This window comes from Pseudomonas sp. JR33AA, assembly GCF_021378985.1.
Taxonomy (GTDB): Bacteria; Pseudomonadota; Gammaproteobacteria; order Pseudomonadales; family Pseudomonadaceae; genus Aquipseudomonas; species Aquipseudomonas alloputida.
Window position 1 is genome coordinate 508,197 of sequence record NZ_JAJSAW010000001.1, and the last position, 21,804, is coordinate 530,000.

A 21,804-nucleotide genomic window follows, 5' to 3' on the forward strand; every position below is an offset into this window, starting at 1 on the left:
GCCCGCGAAAAGGCCTCCACAGCCAGGTATCAGTATCAGCCATATCCAGAAACCATCAGTCATCTGCCATCCCTGCTCCAACCGCTACCTTTCACGGGGAGGTTCACATTCAAGGAAGATCAAAATGCCGTTAGCCGAATCCCACCGACTGCGCCGTGGGCGCTTCTCCGAGCCTGGAAGGCTCTACATGCTGACCACCATCACGCACCAACGCAAACCACTGTTCCACGACTTGGCCCCTCTTCATTGGCTGATCGAGCTGAAAGAAGTGACATTAAGAACGCTGATGCGCAGGTTCAAATCACGCACAGCAATTGCCTTGCGCAAGGCCGGTATCGGGCACAAGCCGATATGGCAATCGGGTTACCAGGACCATGCGCTGCGGCGGGAAGAGTGTGTGGTTCATGTAGCCCGGTACATTGTTGCCAATCCCTTGAGGGCTGGATTGGTCAGAAGTATCAGGGACTATCCACATTGGGATGCGGTATGGCTTTGAATCGGTGCTGGAGCCTTCGCGGGCATGCCCGCTCCCACAGGGCTCAGCACAACCCTGAAGGCTGTGAGGTCCCTGTGGGAGCGGGCCCGCGAAAGGGTCAGGTCAGGCCGATGCAGCCACCTGCACCGAGCGCTTGACCTGCGGCTGCGAAGCGTTGGCTGCAGCACCCTCTTCGATCGCCTGCTGAATCGCCTTGCGACGACGCTCTTCGGCCTGGCGGCTGAAGTACCAGACGAAGAAGGTCACCAGTGATACCGACAGCAAAATCAGGCTGGCCACCGCGTTGATCTCAGGCTTCACGCCCAGGCGCACCGCCGAGAACACTTCCATCGGCAAGGTGGTCGAGCCAGGCCCGGAGACGAAGCTGGCCAGTACCAGGTCGTCCAGCGACAGGGCGAACGACATCATGCCGCCCGCCGCCAGCGATGGCGCGATCATCGGGATGGTGATCAGGAAGAACACCTTCCACGGCTTGGCACCCAGGTCCATTGCCGCTTCCTCGATCGACAGGTCCAGCTCACGCAGGCGCGCCGACACCACCACCGCCACATACGCCGCACAGAACGTTGTATGGGCGATCCAGATGGTGACGATACCCCGTTCCTGCGGCCAGCCGATCATCTGCGCCATGGCCACGAACAGCAGCAACAGCGACAGACCGGTGATCACTTCGGGCATTACCAGCGGCGCAGTGACCAGGCCACCGAACAGCGTGCGGCCCTTGAAGCGGGTGACGCGGGTCAGCACGAAGGCCGCCAGGGTACCCAGCGCCACCGCGGCCACGGCCGTGTAGCAGGCGATTTCCAGCGAGCGCATCACCGAACCCATCAGCTGGGTGTTGTCGAGCAGGCCGACGTACCATTTGATCGACCAGCCGCCCCACACTGTCACCAGTTTGGAAGCGTTGAACGAGTAGATCACCAGGATCAACATCGGCAGGTAGATGAACAGCAAGCCGAGCACCAGCATCAGCTTGGAGAAACTGAAGCGTTTCATGCGCGGCCCTCCATCTCTTTGGCCTGGCTACGGTTGAACAGCAGGATTGGCACGATCAGGATCGCCAGCATCACCACTGCCAGGGCGGACGCCACCGGCCAGTCACGGTTGTTGAAGAACTCCTGCCACAGCACTTTACCGATCATCAGGGTTTCCGGGCCGCCCAGCAGTTCCGGGATCACAAACTCGCCCACCACCGGGATGAACACCAGCATGCAGCCGGCGATGATGCCGTTTTTCGACAGCGGTACCGTGATCTTCCAGAAGCTGTTGAAGGTGCTGGAACCCAGGTCGGATGCAGCTTCGAGCAGGCTCGGATCATGCTTAACCAGGTTGGCGAACAGCGGCAGGATCATGAACGGCAGGTACGAATAGACCACGCCGATGTATACCGCCAGGTTGGTGTTGAGGATCTGCAACGGCTGGTCGATCAACCCGGTCCACAGGAGGAAACCGTTGAGCAGGCCGTTGTTGCTGAGGATACCCATCCAGGCATAGACGCGGATCAGGATCGCGGTCCAGGTTGGCATCATGATCAGCAACAGCAGGACCGTCTGGGTCTCCTTCTTGGCATTGGCAATGGCGTAGGCCATCGGGAAGCCGATCAGCAGGCACAGCAGGGTGCTGAAGAACGCCATCTTCAACGAACCCAGGTAGGCCGAGAGGTACAGCTCATCCTCGGTCAACAGCCCGTAGTTGGCCAGGTTGAGGACCACCTGGATCTTGTCTTCAACGTAGGTGTAGATCTCGGTATACGGCGGGATTGCCACGTCAGCTTCGGCAAAACTGATCTTCAGGACGATGAAGAACGGCAGCATGAAGAACAGGAACAGCCAGATGAACGGCACGCCGATCACCAGATGCCGCCCCTCCGGGACCAGACGCTGGAAGGCTCGCTTGAGCTTGCGCAGTTTCATGACCGCAGTACCACGCCGCTGTCGTCTTCCCACCATACGTACACTTCATCGCCCCAGGTAGGACGGGTACCTTGGCGCTCGGCGTTGGCGACGAAGGACTGGACGACCTTGCCGCTGGGCAGCTCCACATAGAACACCGAGTGGCCGCCCAGGTAGGCGATGTCGTGGATCTTGCCGCGCGACCAGTTGTGCTCGCAGGTTGGCTGCTGGGTGGTAACCAGCATCTTTTCCGGGCGCAGGGCGTAGGTGATGTGCTTGTCTTCCACCGAGGTGGTGATGCCGTGGCCCACGTAGATCTTGCGCTCCAGCTCCGGGCTGGCAATGATCGCGTAGCCTTCGGCGTCGTCGACCACGTCACCTTCGAACAGGTTGACGTTACCGATGAACTCGCACACCAGGCGGCTGGTAGGCGTCTCGTAGATGTCCACTGGCGAGCCGATCTGGGCGATCCAGCCCAGGTGCATGATGGCGATGCGCTGGGCCATGGTCATGGCCTCTTCCTGGTCGTGGGTCACCATCACGCAGGTTACACCCACGCGCTCGATGATCTCGACCAGCTCCAGCTGCATCTGCGAACGCAGTTTCTTGTCCAGTGCCCCCATCGGCTCGTCGAGCAGCAGCAGTTTGGGGCGTTTGGCCAGCGAGCGGGCCAACGCCACACGCTGACGCTGGCCGCCCGACAACTGGTGCGGCTTGCGCTTGGCGTACTGGGTCATGTGCACCAGCTTGAGCATCTCGGCCACGCGGGCATCGATCTCGGCCTTGGGCATCTTGTCCTGCTGCAAGCCGAACGCGATGTTCTGCGCCACGGTCATGTGCGGGAACAGCGCGTAGGACTGGAACATCATGTTGATCGGCCGCTCGTAAGGCGGCATGTCGGTGATGTCGACGCCATCGAGGAAGATCCGTCCTTCGGACGGGCGCTCGAAGCCGGCCAGCATGCGCAGCAGGGTGGACTTGCCAGAGCCGGAACCACCCAGCAGGGCGAAGATCTCGCCCTTGCGGATTTCCAGGGACACATCGTCCACGGCTACCGTTTCGTCGAACTTTTTCGTGACCCGGTCGATCTTGACCAGCACCTGCTTGGGTTGCTGGCCACCCTCGAGGGCTTTTTTATAGGCACCGGAGGCAACTGCCATGAGTGAAACTCCCAACAAGATTTTTGTGCCCGCGTGGCCTGTTCTACGGTGCCGTCGCGGGTCTGGATTTTTACTTGCCCGACTTGACCTTGGTCCAGCTGCGGGTCATCAGCCGTTGCACCTTGGGTGGCAACTCTGAGTTCACGAACATCTTGTTCAGCACTTCCTGCGGTGGGTAAACCGCGGCGTCAGTCCTTACGGCCTGGTCCATCAGGGCGCCAGCCTTGGGGTTCGGGTTGGCGTAACCGACGTAATCACTGACCTGGGCGATAACCTCAGGTTTCAGCAAATAGTTGATGAAGGCATGCGCCTCTTTGACGTTCTTGGCGTCCTTGGGGATCGCCAGCACGTCGAACCAGAGGTTGCCGCCTTCCTTGGGAATGGCGTAGGCCAGGTTCACGCCCTTCTTCGCTTCTTCAGCGCGGGCCTTGGCCTGGAACACATCACCCGAGAAACCTGCCGCGACGCAGATGTCGCCGTTGGCCAGGTCGGTGATGTACTTGGACGAGTGGAAATAGGTCACATACGGGCGCACCGCCAGCAGCTTCTGCTCGGCCTTGGCGTAATCCTTGGGGTCGGTACTGTTCGGGTTGAGGCCCATGTAGTTGAGCACCGCTGGCAGCATTTCGTCCGCCGAGTCGAGGAAGGCCACACCGCACTTGGAGAGCTTCTTCATGTTCTCGGGTTCGAACAGCACGGCCCAGGAATCGATGGTATCCACGCCCAGCGCGGCCTTGACCTTGTCGACGTTGTAACCGATGCCGTTGGTACCCCACAGGTAAGGCACCGCGTACTGGTTGCCCGGGTCGTTCTTTTCCAGGCGCTTCATCAGCGCCGGGTCGAGGTTGGAATAGTTGGGCAGAAGGTGCTTGTCGAGCTTCTGGAAGGCGCCCGCCTTGATCTGCTTGCCCAGGAAATGGTTGGACGGCACCACCACGTCATAGCCGGTGTTACCGGCCAGCAGCTTGCCTTCCAGGGTTTCGTTGGAGTCGAACACGTCTTGCACAGGCTTGATGCCCGTGGCTTTCTCGAAGTCCGCAAGTGTGGTCGGGCCGATGTAGTCGGACCAGTTATAGAAGTGCACCGTCGGCGCCGCTTGGACGCTGCATGCCAGCGTCAGGCCCGCGCCGGCCATCAAGGCCTTGCGGAATACAGAAATAGACAAGTGGGGGTCCTCACAATCAGTGCCTGGGTAGCGACAATGCTGCCGCACACGCAAAACCGGCGCGCAACTTAACTTCGCAGCTTCGATGCCGCAATCATCAATTACCTTTCAGTGGCTCTGGGCCGGAAAACCCGGCCCAGAGGTGTCGCATCGGGCTTACTTGCCTGACTTGATCTTCGTCCAGCTGCGGGTGATCACGCGCTGCACAGAAGCGTCAGGCGCAGCGATCGCGTACAGCTGCTTCTTCACTTCGGCAGGCGGGTAGATGCTTGGGTCGCTGGTGATGTCTTTGTCCACGAACGGGGTGGCAGCAGCGTTACCGTTCGGGAAGCGCACGGCGTTGGTGATTTCAGCCATGATTTCCGGCTGCAGCAGGAAGTTCATGAACGCGTAGGCAGCGTCTTTATGTTCGGCATCTTTCGGGATGGCGACCATGTCGTAGAAAGTACCGGCACCTTCCTTCGGAATGACGTAGTCCACTTTGACCTTGTCGCCCGCTTCATGGGCACGGGCCTTGGACTGCTCCAGGTCACCCGAGTAACCGACGGCTACACAGATGTTGCCGTTGGCCATGTCGCCGATGTACTTGGACGAGTGGAAGTAGGTAATCGAAGGACGGATCTTGAGGAACAGGTCCTCGGCGGCCTTCAGGTCTTCTTTCTTGGTGCTGTCGGTCGGCTTGCCGAGGTAGTGCAGCGCAGCCGGGAGCATTTCGGTCGGGGCGTCGAGGAAACTCACGCCGCAGCTCTTGAGCTTGGCGATGTTCTCAGGCTTGAACACCACGTCCCACGAATCGATCTTGTCCACGCCCAGCGCAGCCTTGACCTTCTCCGGGTTGTAGCCGATGCCGATCGAGCCCCACATATAAGGGAAGGCATGCTTGTTGTCCTTGTCGCTGGCATCGCCAACGGCCTTGAGCAGGTCGGGGTCGAGGTTCTTCCAGTTCGGCAGCTTGGACCGGTCCAGCTCCTCGTACACGCCCGCCTTGATCTGCTTGGCCAGGAAATTGTTCGAAGGCACGACGATGTCATAGCCCGACTTGCCTGCCAGCAGCTTGGCTTCCAGGGTTTCGTTGCTGTCGAAGACGTCGTACTTGACCTTGATCCCGGTCTGCTTTTCGAACTTGGCGATGGTGTCCGGAGCGATGTAGTCCGACCAGTTATAGACGTTCAACACTTTGTCTTCAGCCTGAACAGCGGAGGCCATGGCACCCATCAGGGCGGCGGCCAGCAACGTCTTGCCCATTTTATTCATGCGTAATGCTCCAGAATTTTTATTTAGCAACTGTCCAGCAGCCAGAACCCACGGTGCAGAGCGCGCGGCGACTGAAACAGCCGCTAGTCTGGCAAGTTACAAGGCCCTGTATCAAGGAAAGCAGGGCCCTGTAACGACTTAATGTCACAACGCTAGCCTAGCAAACGCTTATCGAATCGCCTCAAGGGTCAGGTCCAGGCACTTGCGCGCCTTTTCCACCAGTTCGTCGATCTCCGCATGGCTGATTACCAGCGGCGGCGCGATGATCATGGTGTCACCCACCGCACGCATGATCAGGCCGTTCTCAAAGCAGAAGGTGCGACAGATCATGCCCACGCCCTTGCCCTCGTAACGGCTGCGGGTGGCCTTGTCCTTGACCAGCTCGATCGCACCCAGCATGCCCAGGCCGCGCACCTCACCCACCAGTGGATGGTCCTGCAGCTCACGCAAACGCTTTTGCAAATACGGTGCCGCTTCCGTGCGCGCCTTCTCGACAATTTTCTCGTCACGCAGGATGCGCAGGTTTTCCAGGCCCACCGCAGCCGCCACCGGGTGGCCGGAGTAGGTGAAACCGTGGTTGAAGTCGCCGCCTTCGCTGATTACCTTGGCCACGGTGTCACGCACGATCACACCCCCCATGGGGATGTAACCGGAGGTCAGGCCTTTTGCGATGGTCATCAGGTCGGGCTTGAGGTCGTAGTAATCAGAGCCGAACCACTCGCCGGTACGGCCGAAGCCGCATATCACCTCGTCGGCGACGAACAGGATGTCGTACCTGGCGAGGATCTCCTTCACCTTCGGCCAGTAGGTTTCCGGCGGGATGATCACGCCACCGGCGCCCTGGATCGGCTCGGCGATGAAGGCTGCGACATTGTCTTCGCCGACTTCGAGGATCTTCTTCTCCAACTGCTCGGCGGCCCAGACACCGAATTCGTCAGGGGTCATGTCGCCACCCTCGCCGAACCAGTACGGCTGAGGGATGTGCACGATGCCCGGGATCGGCAGGCCACCCTGCTCGTGCATGCCGCTCATGCCACCCAGGCAAGCACCGGCGAAGGTGGAGCCGTGGTAACCGTTGATGCGACCAATGATGGTCTGCTTACGCGGTTTGCCCTTCAGCGCCCAGTAGTGACGCACCATGCGCAGCACAGTGTCGTTGCCTTCGGAGCCGGAGCCGGTGAAGAACACATGGGTCATGCCTTGCGGTGCGACATCGGTGATCGCCTTGGCCAGCTCGAGCGCGGGCGGGTGAGCGGTCTGGAAGAACAGGTTGTAGTACGGCAGCTCGCGCATCTGTTTTTCTGCCGCCTGCACCAGCTCCTCACGGCCGTAGCCGACTGCCACGCACCATAGGCCGGCCATGCCGTCGAGAATCTTGTGCCCCTCGCTATCCCACAAATGCACACCCTGGGCCTTGGTGATGATGCGCGGCCCCTTCTCCTTCAGTTGCTTGTAGTCACTGAAAGGTGCGAGGTGATGCTCCCCGCTCAGGGCTTGCCATTCACGGGTTTGCGGGTTGTTGACGCTCATGTGCTTCTCCGTTATTGGACCGCCGCGCTCCTGCGGCACCAGGGTTGATCAGACAGCGAACAGCAGGAACTCACGCTCCCACGAACTGATGACACGCTTGAAGTTTTCGTGCTCGGCGCGCTTGGTAGCGACATAACCGGTAATGAATTTCTTGCCCAGGTACTGCACCAGCGCACGGCTGTTTTCCATGCGTTCCAAGGCGTCTTCGATGGTCAGGGGCAGGCGCAGGTTGCGGCGTTCATAGCCACGGCCCTGCACGGGTGCGCTGGCCTCGATGCCTTCGACCATGCCGATGTAGCCACACAGCAGGCTGGCGGCGATGGCCAGGTATGGGTTGGCGTCGGCGCCCGGCAGGCGGTTTTCGACGCGCCGGCTTTGCGGGCCGGCATCCGGTACACGCAGGCCGACGGTGCGGTTTTCTTCGCCCCACTCCACGTTCACCGGCGCCGAAGTGTCGGGCAGGAAGCGGCGGAACGAGTTGACGTTGGGCGCGAACAGCGGCAGCGCCTCGGGGATGAACTTCTGCAGGCCGCCAATGTGGTTGAGGAACAGCTCGCTCATGCTGCCGTCTTCATTGCTGAAGATGTTCTTGCCGGTGGCCACGTCGACCACACTCTGGTGCAGGTGCATGGCACTGCCCGGCTCGCCGGTCATCGGCTTGGCCATGAAGGTGGCAGCCACGTTGTGCTTGAGCGCCGCCTCGCGCATGGTGCGCTTGAACACCAGGATCTGGTCGGCCAGGTGCAGAGCGTCGCCGTGACGGAAGTTGATTTCCATCTGCGCCGTGCCGTCTTCGTGGATCAGCGTGTCGAGGTCCAGCTGCTGCAGCTCGCACCAGTCGTAGACGTCTTCGAACAGCGGGTCGAATTCGTTGGCAGCTTCGATCGAGAACGACTGACGGCCGGTTTCCGGGCGACCGGAACGGCCTACCGGGGGCTGCAGCGGGAAGTCCGGGTCTTCGCTGCGCTTGGTCAGGTAGAACTCCATCTCCGGTGCGACGATCGGCTGCCAGCCCTTGTCAGCGTATAGCTTGAGCACTTTCTTCAGCACGTTGCGCGGCGACAGTTCGACCGGGTTGCCCTTCTTGTCGTAGGTGTCGTGGATGACCTGTGCGGTCGGCTCGATGGCCCACGGCACGAGGAACACGGCGTTCTCGTCAGGGCGGCAGATCATGTCGATGTCTGCAGGGTCGAGCAGTTCGTAATAGATGTCGTCGTCGACGTAGTCGCCGGTCACGGTCTGCAGCAGCACGCTCTCGGGCAGCCGCATGCCTTTTTCAGCGATGAACTTGTTGGTTGGCGAAATCTTGCCGCGCGTGATGCCGGTCAGGTCGCTGATCATGCATTCGACTTCGGTGATCTTGTGCTCTTTCAACCAATCGGTGAGCTGGTCGAGGTTGTTACTCATAAATACCTCAGGAGGTAAGGTGGTCCGCGACTTGATTCTGGATGGAGTCGATTGCTAAAGCAAAAACCCACGCGCAGAGCCACAGTGGATACACTGAAATCAGCTGTGTCCGTAATGAGTTCAAAAGGCAGAAAGACGAAGCGAAGGGCGGCAAGCCGCTACGAGGACGGGTCCGGAAACGCCAAACGTCAATTATTGCGGCCAGGGCGACCACGCCATTGACGAAGCTTGCAAAAACGACGGAAGTACCCGATTGCACCGCGCAGGCAGTACTTTCAGGTCGCGGCAAGCGGACCATGTGACCCTCGTATTATTGTGTTCTGGGTTGTGACCGAGCTTAGCCTTGTTCATTTTTTTACACAACACTTCCGTAAAAAATAAAACACGGCACGTTTGAGATCACCCTTTCAGGCGGAAATAGCGGATAATGGCCTGCCCCGATTTGCAGCAAATCTGCCGTAGATGTGCCATTTCAGGGCGTCATGGGGTTGGCTTGACATCAGTATGGCTTTTCGGTTGACTGGACCTGCAAGCCCCCCTTGATTGATATTTTTAACAACAAAGGTGTTGCATCATGTCGGTACCCCCGCGTGCCGTTCAGCTTAACGAAGCGAACGCGTTCCTTAAGGAACATCCTGAGGTTCTCTACGTTGACCTTCTGATTGCAGATATGAATGGTGTGGTGCGTGGCAAGCGCATAGAGCGCACCAGCCTCCACAAGGTTTACGAGAAAGGCATCAATCTGCCGGCCTCCCTCTTTGCCCTGGACATCAACGGTTCCACCGTCGAAAGCACCGGGCTGGGCCTGGACATCGGCGATGCTGACCGCATCTGCTATCCAATCCCCGACACGCTCTGTAATGAGCCGTGGCAAAAACGCCCTACCGCCCAGCTGCTGATGACCATGCACGAGCTGGAAGGCGAGCCGTTCTTCGCCGACCCACGTGAAGTGCTGCGCCAAGTGGTGAGCAAGTTCACCGATATGGGCCTGACCATCTGCGCCGCATTCGAGCTGGAGTTCTACCTGATCGACCAGGAGAACGTGAATGGCCGCCCGCAGCCACCACGCTCCCCCATCTCGGGCAAGCGCCCGCAGTCGACCCAGGTGTACCTGATCGACGACCTCGACGAGTATGCCGACTGCCTGCAGGACATCCTCGAAGGCGCGAAGGAGCAAGGCATCCCGGCCGACGCCATCGTCAAGGAAAGCGCCCCGGCGCAGTTCGAAGTCAACCTGCACCACGTGCCCGACCCGCTCAAGGCCTGCGACTACGCGGTACTGCTGAAGCGGCTGATCAAGAACATCGCCTACGACCATGAGATGGACACCACCTTCATGGCCAAGCCCTACCCGGGCCAGGCAGGAAACGGCCTGCATGTACACATTTCCGTGCTGGACAAAGATGGCAACAACATCTTCACCAGCGAGGATCCCGAGCAGAACGCCGCGCTACGTCACGCGATCGGCGGTGTGCTCGAGACCCTGCCTGCGTCCATGGCGTTTTTGTGCCCGAACGTGAACTCGTACCGCCGTTTTGGCGCGCAATTCTATGTACCGAACTCGCCAAGCTGGGGCCTGGACAACCGCACTGTGGCCCTGCGCGTACCGACCGGCTCGCCGGACGCCGTGCGCATCGAGCACCGCGTGGCCGGTGCCGACGCCAACCCATACCTGATGATGGCGGCCGTACTGGCCGGCGTGCACCACGGCCTGACCAACAAGGTTGAGCCGGGCCCACCGGTCGAAGGCAACTCGTACGAGCAGCACGAGCAGAGCCTGCCGAACAACCTGCGCGATGCCCTACGCGAGCTGGACGACAGCGAAATCCTGAACAAGTACATCGATCCGAAGTACATCGACATCTTTGTCGCGTGCAAGGAAAGCGAGCTGGAAGAGTTCGAGCACTCGATCTCCGACCTCGAGTACAACTGGTACCTGCATACCGTGTAATCGAAAACGCCGCCCCCATTGTGGGAGCGGCCTCGCGTCGCGATAGGGGTGCGAAGCGCCCCCCAAGATTTGCGCATCACGCCAATATTGTCGGGCCGCTTTGCGGCCCTTTCGCGACGCAAGGCCGCTCCAACATGGGCTGCGGTACAGGCTTACAGGGGCTTCTCGAAAATCTTCGAATTGCGCTGGTAGTTGTACAGCGAAGCCCGCGCCGCCGGCAGCCGCTCCACGCCACTCGGGGCAAAGCCGCGCTCGCGGAACCAGTGCGCAGTGCGCGTAGTCAGCACGAACAAAGTACTCAACCCCATCTGCCGTGCCCGGCTCTCGATGCGCTCCAGCAGCTCATCGCCACGCCCGCCATGGCGGTACTCCGGGTTCACCGCCAGGCAAGCCAGCTCCCCAGCCTCGGAATCGGCAATCGGGTACAGCGCCGCACAGGCGATGATCATGCCCTCGCGCTCGACCACGCTGAACTGCTCGATCTCTCGCTCCAGCACTTCGCGCGAACGGCGCACCAGGATGCCCTGCTCTTCCAGCGGGCTGATCAACTCCAGCAAGCCACCCACGTCCTCGATAGTCGCCTCGCGCACCACTTCGAATTGTTCCTGCGACACCAGCGTACCGCCACCGCCACGGGTGAACAGCTCGGTGAGCAGCGCGCCGTCCTCGGCATAGCTGACGATATGGCTGCGCGCCACACCGCCCTTGCAAGCTTCGGCCGCAGCATCCAGCAGTTCGCCCTGGTAATCGCTACCTAGACGCTGCAGATGCGGAGCAACCTGCTGCGGGCGCAGTTCGCGCACCAGTCTACCGTCAGCGTCCAACAGGCCCGGCTCGGCGCCGAACAGCAGCAACTTGTCGGCGCCCAGTTCGATGGCCGCGCGGGTAGCCACGTCTTCGCAGGCCAGGTTGAAGATCTCCCCGGTAGGCGAATAGCCCAAGGGCGACAACAGCACGATGGAGCGCTCGTCCAGCAGACGGCTGATGCCCTTGCGGTCGACCCGGCGCACTTCGCCAGTGTGGTGGTAGTCCACGCCTTCCAGCACGCCAATTGGCCGCGCGGTGACCAGGTTGCCGGAGGCCACGCGCAGGCGCGAGCCCTGCATCGGCGAAGCGGCGATGTCCATCGACAGCCGCGCTTCAATGGCCAGGCGCAGGGCGCCCACGGCATCGATCACGCAGTCCAGGGTGGCCGCATCAGTAATACGCATGCCCCGGTGATAGTGCGGCGTCAGGCCGCGATCGGCCAGCCGGCTTTCGATCTGCGGGCGCGAGCCATGCACCAGCACCAGGCGTACGCCCAGGCTGTGCAGCAGTACCAGGTCGTGGACGATATTGCCGAAATTAGGGTGTTCCACCCCATCGCCAGGGAGCATGACCACGAAGGTGCAGTCGCGATGGGCATTGATGTACGGGGAGGCATGACGCAGCCAGTTGACGTAGTCGGGCATGACAGGGCCTGTGGATAAGTGGACGGAGAACGGCGATTCACGGGGCGTTCAGGATCATCGTCGGAACAGGCTTGCGGTCACGCGCGGTCTCCTCTAGGCAGGAACGAATCAGTTCGATTGACGTTTAGTGCAGGCAATAGTGCCGGATCAGATCACGCAATAGACGCACGGTAGGCTCGATTCGTGACATTTCAAGGTATTCGCCAGGCTGGTGGGCGCAGGCAATGTCGCCAGGGCCCAGCACGATGGTCTGGCACCCCAGTTGCTGAAGATAAGGTGCTTCGGTGCCGAACGCCACCGCTTCAGCGCGATGGCCAGTCAGGCGCTCCGCGACCTGAACCAGTTCGACATCGGCAGCCTGCTCGAACGGCGGCACCTCCGGGAACAGCGGCGCGTAGTCGATGCGCACATCATGGCGCTCGGCTACGGGTACCAGCTTTTCGCGAATGGCCGCGCGCAGTTGCTCCACATCCATGCCCGGCAGCGGCCGCAGGTCGAATTCCAGGGCACACTGGCCGCAGATGCGGTTGGGGTTGTCACCGCCGTGGATGCAGCCGAAGTTCATGGTCGGGGTCGGCACGGTGAATTGGGGGTTGCTATAGGTGCGTTGCCATTGCTGGCGCAGGCCCATCAACTCGCCCATGACAGCGTGCATGGCCTCCATGGCACTGCGGCCCAGGCTTGGATCCGACGAATGGCCGCTGCGGCCGAGGATGTCGATGCGGTCCATGAGGATGCCCTTGTGCATGCGGATCGGCCGCAGCCCGGTAGGCTCACCGATGACCGCTGCACGCCCCAGTGGCTGGCCGGCCTCGGCCAGGGCACGGGCGCCGGACATGGAGCTTTCTTCGTCGCAGGTGGCAAGGATCAGCAGCGGCTCCTTGAAGTCGTGCTCCAGCAGCGGGATGACCGCTTCGATGACCAGGGCGAAGAAGCCCTTCATGTCGCAGCTGCCCAGGCCGACCCAACGGCCATCGGTCTCGGTCAGCTTAAGCGGGTCGCTGGCCCACAGCTGTTCGTCACAGGGCACGGTATCGCTGTGCCCGGCCAGCACCAGCCCTCCGGGGCCGGTACCACGGCTGGCCAGCAGGTTGAACTTGCCGGGGCTGACCTGCTGGATGTCGCACTTGAAACCCAGGTCGCCCAGCCACCCCGCCAGCAGGTCGATAACCTGGCGATTGGACTGGTCCAGCGCAGGTTGGGTACAGCTGACCGAAGGCGCGGCGATCAAGGCGGCAAACTGGTCTTTCAGCGTCGGCAACGGCATGCGCGTACTCCTTGGAAACGTTGCCCATCATAACAATGCCTATCGTTCGCAGGGCAAGCCCGCGAAGAAGCCACCACGATCCAACAGTCGACAGCCGACTGCTGTAAACTCCTTGCCGACCACGCCCCCTCTTTCGAGTCTGTGATGCACAAAGAAACCGAACTGAAGCTCCGCGCCAGCCGCGAGACCCTTGCCGCACTGCGCGAGCACCCTCTGCTGAAAAAGCGCAACAAGTCCGGCTGGCAGACCCGTGAACTGCTCAACCAGTACTTCGACACCCCCGAGCGTGAGCTGTCCGCCGCTCGTGTCGCGCTGCGCCTGCGCCGCGATGGCGACGCTGTCATCCAAACCCTCAAGTGCCGCGGCCAGAGCGTGGCCGGCCTGTCCGAGCGCAACGAGTACGAATGGAACCTGGACAAGGTCAAGCTCGACCTGAAGAAGCTGGACGCCACCTGCTGGCCCGAGCAACTGGCCAACCTGGACAAGAAAACCATCAAGCCGCTGTTCACCACCGACTTCAGCCGTGAATACGCTGAAATCGCCTGGGGCCGTGGCAAGAGCAAGGTGGTGATCGAGGCCGCGCTTGACCAAGGCTTCGTGATCGCCGGCAAGCGCAAGGAAGAGATCTGCGAGCTGGAGCTGGAGCTGCGTGAAGGTGAACCGCAAGCACTGCTGGAACTGGCTGCAGAACTGGCCGCCAGCCTGCCACTGATGCCGTGCGACATCAGCAAGGCTGAGCGCGGTTACCGCCTGCTGGAACCGGACAGCTACGAGCTGGACCTGCCGCATACCGCGCTGGAAGCCGAAATGGCCTTGGACGACGCCTATGCCGCCCTGGCCTGGCAACTGCTGGGCAGCAGCCAGCGCCTGGCCGAGCAGTACCGCCACAACGGCCACTGGCGCCTGCTTCAGGACTGGGTCGAGTGCCTGAGCGAACTGCGCGCACTCACCGCCAGCCTGGGCCAGGCAGCACCGCGGGCCACCACCCGCGACCTGCGCGCCAGCCTTGATGCCTTGCTTGAGGACTGGCGCCCGCTGGTTCAGGCCGGCAACGATGACGAAGACATCCGTCGCGCCGCGCCCGAGCAGTTCGCCGAAGAACTGGAAGACGTACGCTGGGGCCAGTTCTCGCTGGAGACCTCACGCTGGCTGATGGCCCGGGCCTGGACCACAGAGCGCAAGGGCCGCGGCGAACGCCAGGGCAAGGCACAGCTGGCCAGCTGGCTGGCACACCTGCTGGGCGAGGAAGGCCGCGCGCTGAAGCTGCCGCTGTACACCCAGCGCCCGGAAGACCTGGCCGAGCAGCTGCCACGTATCGAGCAACTTCTGGCCTGGCTGCACCACGCCCGCCAGGTGCTGGAAGCGCCGCAGATGGACCGCTTGTACGGCGACCTGAAAAAGCTGCACGAGCTGGCCGAGCAGCCCATCAGCGATGAAGTGCTGGAAGCGCGTATCGACCAGGCTCGGACGGTGGACCAGAGCCGCGGCTGGAAGCACCTGCTCAAGGCGTGATACCGCGTCGTCTGCTTCGCGGGTAAACCCGCCCCTGCACAGGATCCGCGCCAAGCGTGGAGCAAGTGTAGGACCGGTTTACCCGCGAATGGCTTCACCGCGACAGCGGCAGGCTAGTGGTGGACTTGATCTCAGAAAGCGCCACAATCGAATTCACCTCCTGAATTCCCGGCACGTTCGACAGTTTTTCAAAGAAGAACCGCTCGTAGGCCTCGATGTCCGACGTGACGATACGCAGCAGAAAGTCCACAGCCCCCATTAGCACATAACACTCCAGCACCTCAGGGAACCCACGGATCGCCTCGGTGAACTCGGTGAAGTTGGAGCGCCCATGGGCGTTCAGTTTCACTTCCGCAAAAATCTGCGTGTTCAGGCCGACCTTCTTGCGGTCCAGCAAGGTCACCTGCCCACGGATCACCCCTTCTTCCTTCAAGCGCTGAATACGCCGCCAGCACGGCGATTGCGACAGCCCGACGCGCTCGGCGATCTGTGCACTGGACAGCGAAGCGTCCTGCTGCAGCAGTTCGAGGATGCGACGGTCGTAGGCGTCCAGCTCGCTGTGCATTATTCATTCTCCAGACACGTTTTTTTTGAATGGAATAATTCACCATAAGGCGAAATCGCCCCATCATAGCGAAAAAATACCGCCCGCAACGTGCAAGAATTTCTCTCTCATTTTGCGGAGACCAGCATGAACGCACAGCCCCGTACCGACGCCTGGGCCGCCACCAACGCCCACAGCAACGTGCACTATCGCCTGCAGGCCGAGGCCGAGCCCGATAGCCTGTGCCGGGTGCTCAACCTGTTCGCCTTGCAGTTCCTGACCCCGCATAGCGTGCAAGTCAGCCAGCAGGATGACTGGCTGGATATCGAAGTCGGTATCGGCGGGTTGAGCTGGCACCGGGCCGAGGTGATTGCACAGAAGCTGCGTAACCTGGTGTGTGTGGGTGAGGTGAGCCTGACCAACGTACAGCGGGTGGCATTGGCAGTGGTCTGAGCGTCCGGCACAGGCGCAGCAAAATCCCGAAACCCTTCACCTCCGATCGCTTTTCGCCGCCCGGCTAGCCTTGATCAGCACTACCCGATCAGGCACGGACGCCAACCATGCATACCCCCGACAATCCGGCACTCGACCTCAAGCGCGTGCTCCAGGCCCTGCTCGCTGACCAGCACCTGCACGCCAGCGATACCCTGCACGTACTCGAACACGCCGCCGCCCACCCCGCTGGTCACCCGCTGGAGCAAATCGCCGCCTGCAGCCTGGAAAACCGCCAGCACCCCGGCCGGCCCCTGGACCTGGAGCACCTTTGCCAATGGCTGGCCGACAAGGTCGGGCAACCCTACCTGCGCATCGACCCAATGCAACTCGACCTGCCCCAGGTCACCGGTCTGATCTCCCCTGCCTTCGCCCAGCGCCACGGCATCCTCATCGTCGCGGCCGACGCCTCCAGCGTCACTGTCGCCAGCGCCCAGCCTTTCCAGGATGACTGGCAGGCCGATCTGGTCCGTAGCCTCGGCCGCTCGATCCGTCGCGTACTGGCCAGCCCGCAGCAGATCCGTCAGTCAGCGCAGTCGTTCCACCGTCTGGCCCAGTCGGTAAAAGGCGCGCAATACCAGCAGTCGGCCAGCCTGGGGGAACTTGAGCAATGGCTGGAGCTGGGCAAACGTCAGGCCGAGGCCAGTGCAGACGACGCGCATATCGTGCATATCGTCGATTGGCTGTTGCAGTACGCCATTGAGCAACGCGCCAGCGATATCCACCTGGAACCGCGCCGCGAACAGGGCCAATTGCGCTACCGCATCGATGGCCTGCTGCACACCGTCTATGCCTTCCCCGCCGGGGTCACCCTGGCTCTGGTCAGCCGCTTGAAACACCTGGGCCGCATGGACGTGGCTGAGAAGCGCCGGCCGCAGGACGGCCGGCTGCAAAGCCGCCTGCCCGGCGGTGGCGAAGTGGAGCTGCGGCTTTCGACCCTGCCCACCCCGTTTGGCGAGAAACTGGTGCTGCGCCTGTTCGACCCGCAACAGTTGCAAGAGGGCTTCGTACGCCTTGGCCTGCAAGGCCAGCAACTGACCCAATGGCAGAGCCTGCTACGTCAGCGCCAAGGCATCATCCTGGTCACCGGCCCCACCGGCTCCGGCAAAACCAGCACGCTGTACACCAGCCTCAAGCTGCTGGCCACACCCCAGGTCAACCTGTGCACCATCGAAGACCCGATTGAGCGCCTGGAGCCAGCCTTCAACCAGCTGCAGGTGCAGCCCGCGCTGGACCTGGGGTTTGCCAATGCGGTCAGGGCCATGCTGCGCCAAGACCCCGACATCATCATGATCGGCGAAATTCGCGACCGCGAAACTGCCCTGGTCGCGGTGCAGGCAGCGCTGACCGGGCACCTGGTGCTGTCGACCCTGCATACCAACGACGCCTGTGCAGCAATTACCCGCTTGCAAGAGCTGGGCGTGGCCGACTACCTGATCAAGGCGACACTTATCGGGGTGATGGCCCAGCGCCTGGTGCGAACCGTCTGCACGGACTGCCAGGCAGGTTCATCAGCCACCTGCCGAGCTTGCCGCGGCACCGGTTATCAGGGGCGCACGGGATTATTCGAACTGCTCGAGCCCAGCGACACCTTGCGCGCGTTGATCGGCCCTCATGCCGACCTGACCCGTTTGCGGCGCCAGGCGCTGGCCGATGGCCTGGTTGACCTGCGCCGTTGCGGCGAGGCCAAAGTGGCCGCTGGGCAGACCCGTGCCGAGGAAGTGCTGCGTGTCTGCAACTGACGAAAAGTCCTTTGTATTCAAGGAACTTGCCTTGCCCGAAAAGATCCAAGCGCGCACCTTCAACCATCACCCTTCGAGGTGTTTCAACATGCGTCTCAAAACCGCGATTGCCGCCGCTACCTTGCTTTCGCTGCCGCTTGGCTCGGCCATGGCCGATACCTTCTGGCGTAACGTGATGACTTCCGGTGCTACCACGGCGTCGAGCTACCTCACCTCGCGGGATCACAAGCTGGTAGTGGCCGCGCAGGATGACGCCAGCAGCTTCGTCGCCAGCGAAGGCGCTATCCGCGGGCCGTTCCTGGAAGCGGCCATGCGCGAGGCACGGGCAGAGAACCCTGGGATGCAGGCTTCCGACATGGAATTGGCCAATGCCATCCTGGCCAGGAATGCAGTAGCCGAGTAACCGCGTCGCCTGCTTCGCGGGTAAACCCGTTCCTACAGGCACCCGCGAAGCATCCAACACCAACCTCAGCGATAAGCCTCCACCGGCACACACGCACAGAACAGGTTCCTGTCCCCATACACGTTGTCTACCCGGTTCACCGCCGGCCAGTATTTGTGCTGGCGCACGTGAGCGCTGGGGGCCACCGCCTGCTCCAGGCTATACGGCCTGTCCCACCCTCCCAGCACATCAGCCAAGGTATGCGGTGCATGCTTCAGCGGGTTGTTCTCCGCTGGCCAGTTGCCCTGCTGTACTTCGTCAATTTCCGCCCGAATCGCCAGCATCGCCTCGACGAACCGGTCCAGCTCGGCCTTCGATTCACTTTCGGTCGGCTCCACCATCAACGTGCCCGGCACCGGGAACGACATGGTCGGTGCGTGGAAGCCATAGTCCATCAGGCGCTTGGCCACGTCCTCTTCGCTGATGCCAGTCAGTGCCTTCAACGGCCGCAGGTCAAGGATGCATTCATGCGCCACGCGTTTGTTGCGCCCGCGGTAGAGCACCGGGAACGCCGCGCCCAACTGGCTGGCCAGGTAGTTGGCCGAAAGAATAGCCACCTCGCTGGCGTCGGCCAGCTGCGGCCCCATCATGGCGATGTACATCCAACTGATCGGCAAGATGCTTGCGCTGCCCCAGGGCGCGGCGCTGACCGCGCTGTTGTTCGGGTCCAGCCCAGGCACCGGCACCACCGGGTGGCTGGCGACGAACGGCTTGAGGTGCGCCCGGATACCGATCGGCCCCATACCCGGGCCGCCACCGCCGTGGGGAATGCAGAACGTCTTGTGCAGGTTCATGTGTGAAACATCGGCCCCAATGTCTGCCGGGCGCGCCAGGCCCACCTGGGCATTGAGGTTGGCACCGTCCATGTAAACCTGGCCGCCGTGCTGGTGCACCACATCGCAGATTTCGCGTATCCCCTCTTCGTACACACCGTGGGTCGAGGGATAGGTGATCATCAGGCACGACAGGCGCTCCCCGGCCGCGTGTGCCTTGGCTTTGAGGTCGGCTAGGTCGACGTTGCCATCGTTGTCGCAATCGACGATCACCACTTCCATGCCGGCCATTTGTGCCGACGCCGGGTTGGTGCCGTGGGCCGACGACGGGATTAGGCACAACGTGCGCATCGGCTGATGGCGGCTGCGGTGATAGCGCGTAATGGCCATCAGGCCGGCGTATTCCCCCTGAGCACCGGAGTTGGGTTGCATGCAGATCGCATCGAAGCCGGTGATCGCGCACAGCCAGCTTTCCAGTTCGTCGATCATTGCTTTGTAGCCTGCCGCCTGGGCCGCCGGGGCGAAGGGGTGCAGCTGGGCAAAGCCGGGCCAGGTGATGGGGATCATCTCACTGGTGGCGTTGAGCTTCATGGTGCACGAGCCCAGCGGGATCATCGACTGGTTCAGCGCCAGGTCCTTGTTCTCTAGCTGCTTGAGGTAGCGCAGCATCTCTGTTTCGCTGTGATGCAGGTTGAACACGGGGTGGGCGAGAAATGGCGTGCGTCGCACCAGGCTGGCGGGGATGCCTTCAGGCAGGGCAAGCTGGTCGAGGGCAGTGATATCCAGGCCATGATCCACCCCCAGGAAGATGTCGAGCAGGCGCAGCACCGTCTGTTCGTTGCAGGTTTCGTCCAGGCTCACACCCAGGTGCCCGCGACCGAGAATGCGCAAATTGATGTGCGCGGCCTCGGCGCTTTCAATGATGGCCGCCTGGGCACCGCCAACATACAGGGTAAGGGTGTCGAAGAAGTGCTGATTGAGGCGTTTGATGCCTTTGGCCTCAAGGCCGGCAGCCAGGATGAAGGTCAGCCGGTGCACACGCTGAGCGATGCGTTGCAGGCCTTCCGGGCCGTGGTACACCGCGTAGAAGCCGGCCATGTTGGCCAGCAGCACCTGGGCGGTGCAGATGTTGGAGTTGGCCTTCTCGCGGCGAATATGCTGTTCGCGGGTCTGCAGGGCCATGCGTAATGCGGTGTTGCCACGGGCATCGCGCGACACGCCGATGATGCGCCCCGGCATGGCCCGCTTGTAGTCCTCGCGACAGGCGAAATAGGCCGCGTGAGGTCCGCCGTAGCCCATGGGCACACCAAAGCGCTGGGTCGAACCCAGCACCACATCGGCGCCCAGCTCTCCGGGCGGCGTCAGCACCACCAGGCTCAGCAGGTCAGCGGCTACACAGGCCAAGGCCTGCTGGTTGTGCAACTGGTCGATCAGCGGGCGCAAATCGCGCACCTCGCCGTGGGTGTCGGGGTACTGCAGCAAAGCGCCGAACACCGAGTGCTTGGCAATGTTATCCACAGAATCGACGATCAGCTCGAAGCCGAAGCCCTCGGCGCGGGTCTTGAGTACCGATAGGGTCTGCGGATGGCAGTGCTCGTCGGCAAAGAAGGCGTTGCTCTTGTTGCGCGCCACCCGCTTGGCCAAGGCCATGGCCTCGGCGGCAGCGGTGGCTTCATCAAGCAGCGAGGCATTGGCCAGAGCCAGGCCGGTGAGGTCGATGACCATTTGCTGGAAGTTCAGCAGCGCCTCCAGCCGGCCTTGGGCAATTTCGGGTTGGTAGGGCGTGTAGGCGGTGTACCAACCGGGGTTTTCCAGCACGTTGCGCAGGATGACCGTGGGGGTGATCGTGCCGTGGTAGCCCATGCCGATGAGGCTGGTCCAGACCTGGTTCTGTTCGGCATAACCGGCAAGCTTGGCCAGGGCGGCTTGCTCGTCCAGTGCCGCGGGGAGGTCGAGGGGGCGATTGAGGCGGATGTCGGGGGGAACTGTCTGCTCGATCAGCTCGTTGCGGCTGGCGAAACCCAGCGCGTTGAGCATGGCCTGTTGCTCTGTGGCATCGGGGCCCAGGTGGCGGCGCAGAAATGGGTTGAGCTCTTGCAGTTGATGCAGGGATGGCGACTGGGACATGGCGACGCTCTCTTCCTAGACCAGGCCTCATGGAGACTTACAAGTCTAGGAAGGGATTGCCGATTGTGCGGGGAAACTTGTTTGCAGGCCCGGCCTCTTCGCGGCTAAAGCCGCTCCTACAGGCGCTGCACCCGTCTCGAACGCAGCGCTGTACTTGTGTAGGAGCGGCTTCAGCCGCGAAACAGGCGACGCGCTCTTACTCGCCAATCAGCGCCTGGTAGCCAGCCGCATCCAGCAGCTTGTCCAGCTCGGCCGGGTTGCTTGGCTTCAATTTGAAGATCCAGGAATCGTAAGGCTCTCCGTTGAGCAGTTCCGGGCTGTCAGCCAGCGCTTCGTTGACCGCAATCACTTCGCCACCGACCGGGGCATAGATGTCCGAAGCGGCCTTGACCGACTCCACCACACCCGCAGCGTCGCCAGCGCCAAAAACTTTGCCGACTTCAGCCAGCTCGACGAATACCACATCACCCAGAGCTTCCTGGGCGTGATCGCTGATACCCACGGTCACGCTGCCGTCGGCTTCCAGGCGAGCCCACTCATGGCTTTCGGCAAAACGCAGGTCGGCGGGGATATTGCTCATGTCTTGAATTCCTCGATTG

18 protein-coding genes are annotated in these 21,804 nt (G+C 61.8%); 6 read left to right on the forward strand and 12 right to left on the reverse strand.

The window, feature by feature from the left end:
• Positions 1 to 124 precede the first annotated feature (124 nt).
• Entirely contained in the window at positions 125 to 496 is a 372-nt protein-coding gene (locus LVS58_RS02230) for an REP-associated tyrosine transposase (RefSeq protein WP_233689710.1), read from the forward strand.
• Positions 497 to 598: 102 nt separating this feature from the next.
• Here the strand turns inward: LVS58_RS02230 and LVS58_RS02235 are convergent, their stop codons facing one another.
• The 7 genes from LVS58_RS02235 to LVS58_RS02265 form a co-directional block, all read right to left on the reverse strand.
• Positions 599 to 1,492 (reverse strand): ABC transporter permease subunit, encoded by an 894-nt coding sequence (locus LVS58_RS02235; RefSeq protein ID WP_233689711.1) that lies wholly within the window; start codon positions 1,490 to 1,492, stop codon positions 599 to 601.
• Positions 1,489 to 2,409 (reverse strand): ABC transporter permease subunit, encoded by a 921-nt coding sequence (locus LVS58_RS02240; protein WP_233689712.1) that lies wholly within the window; start codon positions 2,407 to 2,409, stop codon positions 1,489 to 1,491. The genes LVS58_RS02235 and LVS58_RS02240 overlap by 4 nt, the downstream gene beginning before the upstream one ends.
• On the reverse strand, positions 2,406 to 3,548 hold the full coding sequence (gene potA / locus LVS58_RS02245) for a polyamine ABC transporter ATP-binding protein (RefSeq protein ID WP_010955706.1): 1,143 nt from the start codon (positions 3,546 to 3,548) through the stop codon (positions 2,406 to 2,408). Before potA ends, LVS58_RS02240 begins: the two co-directional genes overlap by 4 nt.
• Positions 3,549 to 3,618: 70 nt before the next feature.
• Complete coding sequence (locus LVS58_RS02250) at positions 3,619 to 4,713, reverse strand: polyamine ABC transporter substrate-binding protein (protein WP_233689713.1); 1,095 nt, start codon at positions 4,711 to 4,713, stop codon at positions 3,619 to 3,621.
• Positions 4,714 to 4,869: 156 nt separating this feature from the next.
• Complete coding sequence (locus tag LVS58_RS02255) at positions 4,870 to 5,967, reverse strand: polyamine ABC transporter substrate-binding protein (protein WP_233689714.1); 1,098 nt, start codon at positions 5,965 to 5,967, stop codon at positions 4,870 to 4,872.
• Positions 5,968 to 6,135: 168 nt separating this feature from the next.
• Positions 6,136 to 7,497, reverse strand: a complete 1,362-nt coding sequence (locus LVS58_RS02260; protein ID WP_233689715.1) for an aspartate aminotransferase family protein — start codon at positions 7,495 to 7,497, stop codon at positions 6,136 to 6,138.
• Between the two features lie 48 nt (positions 7,498 to 7,545).
• Positions 7,546 to 8,904 carry a glutamine synthetase family protein gene (locus LVS58_RS02265; protein WP_003253727.1) on the reverse strand — a complete coding sequence of 453 codons (1,359 nt, stop codon included), beginning with the start codon at positions 8,902 to 8,904 and terminating at the stop codon, positions 7,546 to 7,548.
• A gap of 574 nt (positions 8,905 to 9,478) precedes the next feature.
• On the opposite strand from LVS58_RS02265, the gene LVS58_RS02270 reads away from it, so the two are divergent.
• Positions 9,479 to 10,855, forward strand: a complete 1,377-nt coding sequence (locus tag LVS58_RS02270; protein ID WP_233689716.1) for a glutamine synthetase family protein — start codon at positions 9,479 to 9,481, stop codon at positions 10,853 to 10,855.
• Positions 10,856 to 11,007: 152 nt separating this feature from the next.
• On the opposite strand, the gene argA is transcribed toward LVS58_RS02270, so the two are convergent.
• Positions 11,008 to 12,306, reverse strand: a complete 1,299-nt coding sequence (gene argA / locus LVS58_RS02275) for an amino-acid N-acetyltransferase (RefSeq protein WP_003253723.1) — start codon at positions 12,304 to 12,306, stop codon at positions 11,008 to 11,010.
• A 124-nt stretch (positions 12,307 to 12,430) separates the two neighbouring features.
• A complete protein-coding gene (gene argE, locus LVS58_RS02280; protein WP_233689717.1) occupies positions 12,431 to 13,573 on the reverse strand; it encodes an acetylornithine deacetylase in 1,143 nt (380 codons plus the stop codon).
• A gap of 144 nt (positions 13,574 to 13,717) precedes the next feature.
• Here argE and LVS58_RS02285 point away from each other — a divergent pair, with 144 nt between their 5' ends.
• Positions 13,718 to 15,085, forward strand: a complete 1,368-nt coding sequence (locus tag LVS58_RS02285; RefSeq protein ID WP_233689718.1) for a CYTH domain-containing protein — start codon at positions 13,718 to 13,720, stop codon at positions 15,083 to 15,085.
• A 94-nt stretch (positions 15,086 to 15,179) separates the two neighbouring features.
• Here LVS58_RS02285 and LVS58_RS02290 read toward each other — a convergent pair whose 3' ends face one another.
• Positions 15,180 to 15,650 carry an Lrp/AsnC family transcriptional regulator gene (locus LVS58_RS02290; RefSeq protein WP_233689719.1) on the reverse strand — a complete coding sequence of 157 codons (471 nt, stop codon included), beginning with the start codon at positions 15,648 to 15,650 and terminating at the stop codon, positions 15,180 to 15,182.
• 126 nt (positions 15,651 to 15,776) lie between these two features.
• Between LVS58_RS02290 and LVS58_RS02295 the strand changes: the two genes are divergently transcribed.
• The 3 genes from LVS58_RS02295 to LVS58_RS02305 all read left to right on the forward strand — a co-directional run bounded on the left by LVS58_RS02295 (position 15,777) and on the right by LVS58_RS02305 (position 18,266).
• A complete protein-coding gene (locus LVS58_RS02295) occupies positions 15,777 to 16,082 on the forward strand; it encodes a hypothetical protein (RefSeq protein WP_233689720.1) in 306 nt (101 codons plus the stop codon).
• A 107-nt stretch (positions 16,083 to 16,189) separates the two neighbouring features.
• On the forward strand, positions 16,190 to 17,863 hold the full coding sequence (locus tag LVS58_RS02300; protein WP_233689721.1) for a GspE/PulE family protein: 1,674 nt from the start codon (positions 16,190 to 16,192) through the stop codon (positions 17,861 to 17,863).
• Positions 17,864 to 17,951: 88 nt separating this feature from the next.
• Positions 17,952 to 18,266 (forward strand): DUF2388 domain-containing protein, encoded by a 315-nt coding sequence (locus tag LVS58_RS02305; RefSeq protein ID WP_233689722.1) that lies wholly within the window; start codon positions 17,952 to 17,954, stop codon positions 18,264 to 18,266.
• Positions 18,267 to 18,331: 65 nt separating this feature from the next.
• Here LVS58_RS02305 and gcvP read toward each other — a convergent pair whose 3' ends face one another.
• Positions 18,332 to 21,205 (reverse strand): aminomethyl-transferring glycine dehydrogenase, encoded by a 2,874-nt coding sequence (gcvP, locus tag LVS58_RS02310; RefSeq protein ID WP_233689723.1) that lies wholly within the window; start codon positions 21,203 to 21,205, stop codon positions 18,332 to 18,334.
• Positions 21,206 to 21,401: 196 nt separating this feature from the next.
• Positions 21,402 to 21,785 carry a glycine cleavage system protein GcvH gene (gene gcvH, locus LVS58_RS02315; RefSeq protein WP_233689724.1) on the reverse strand — a complete coding sequence of 128 codons (384 nt, stop codon included), beginning with the start codon at positions 21,783 to 21,785 and terminating at the stop codon, positions 21,402 to 21,404.
• Positions 21,786 to 21,804: the final 19 nt, after the last annotated feature.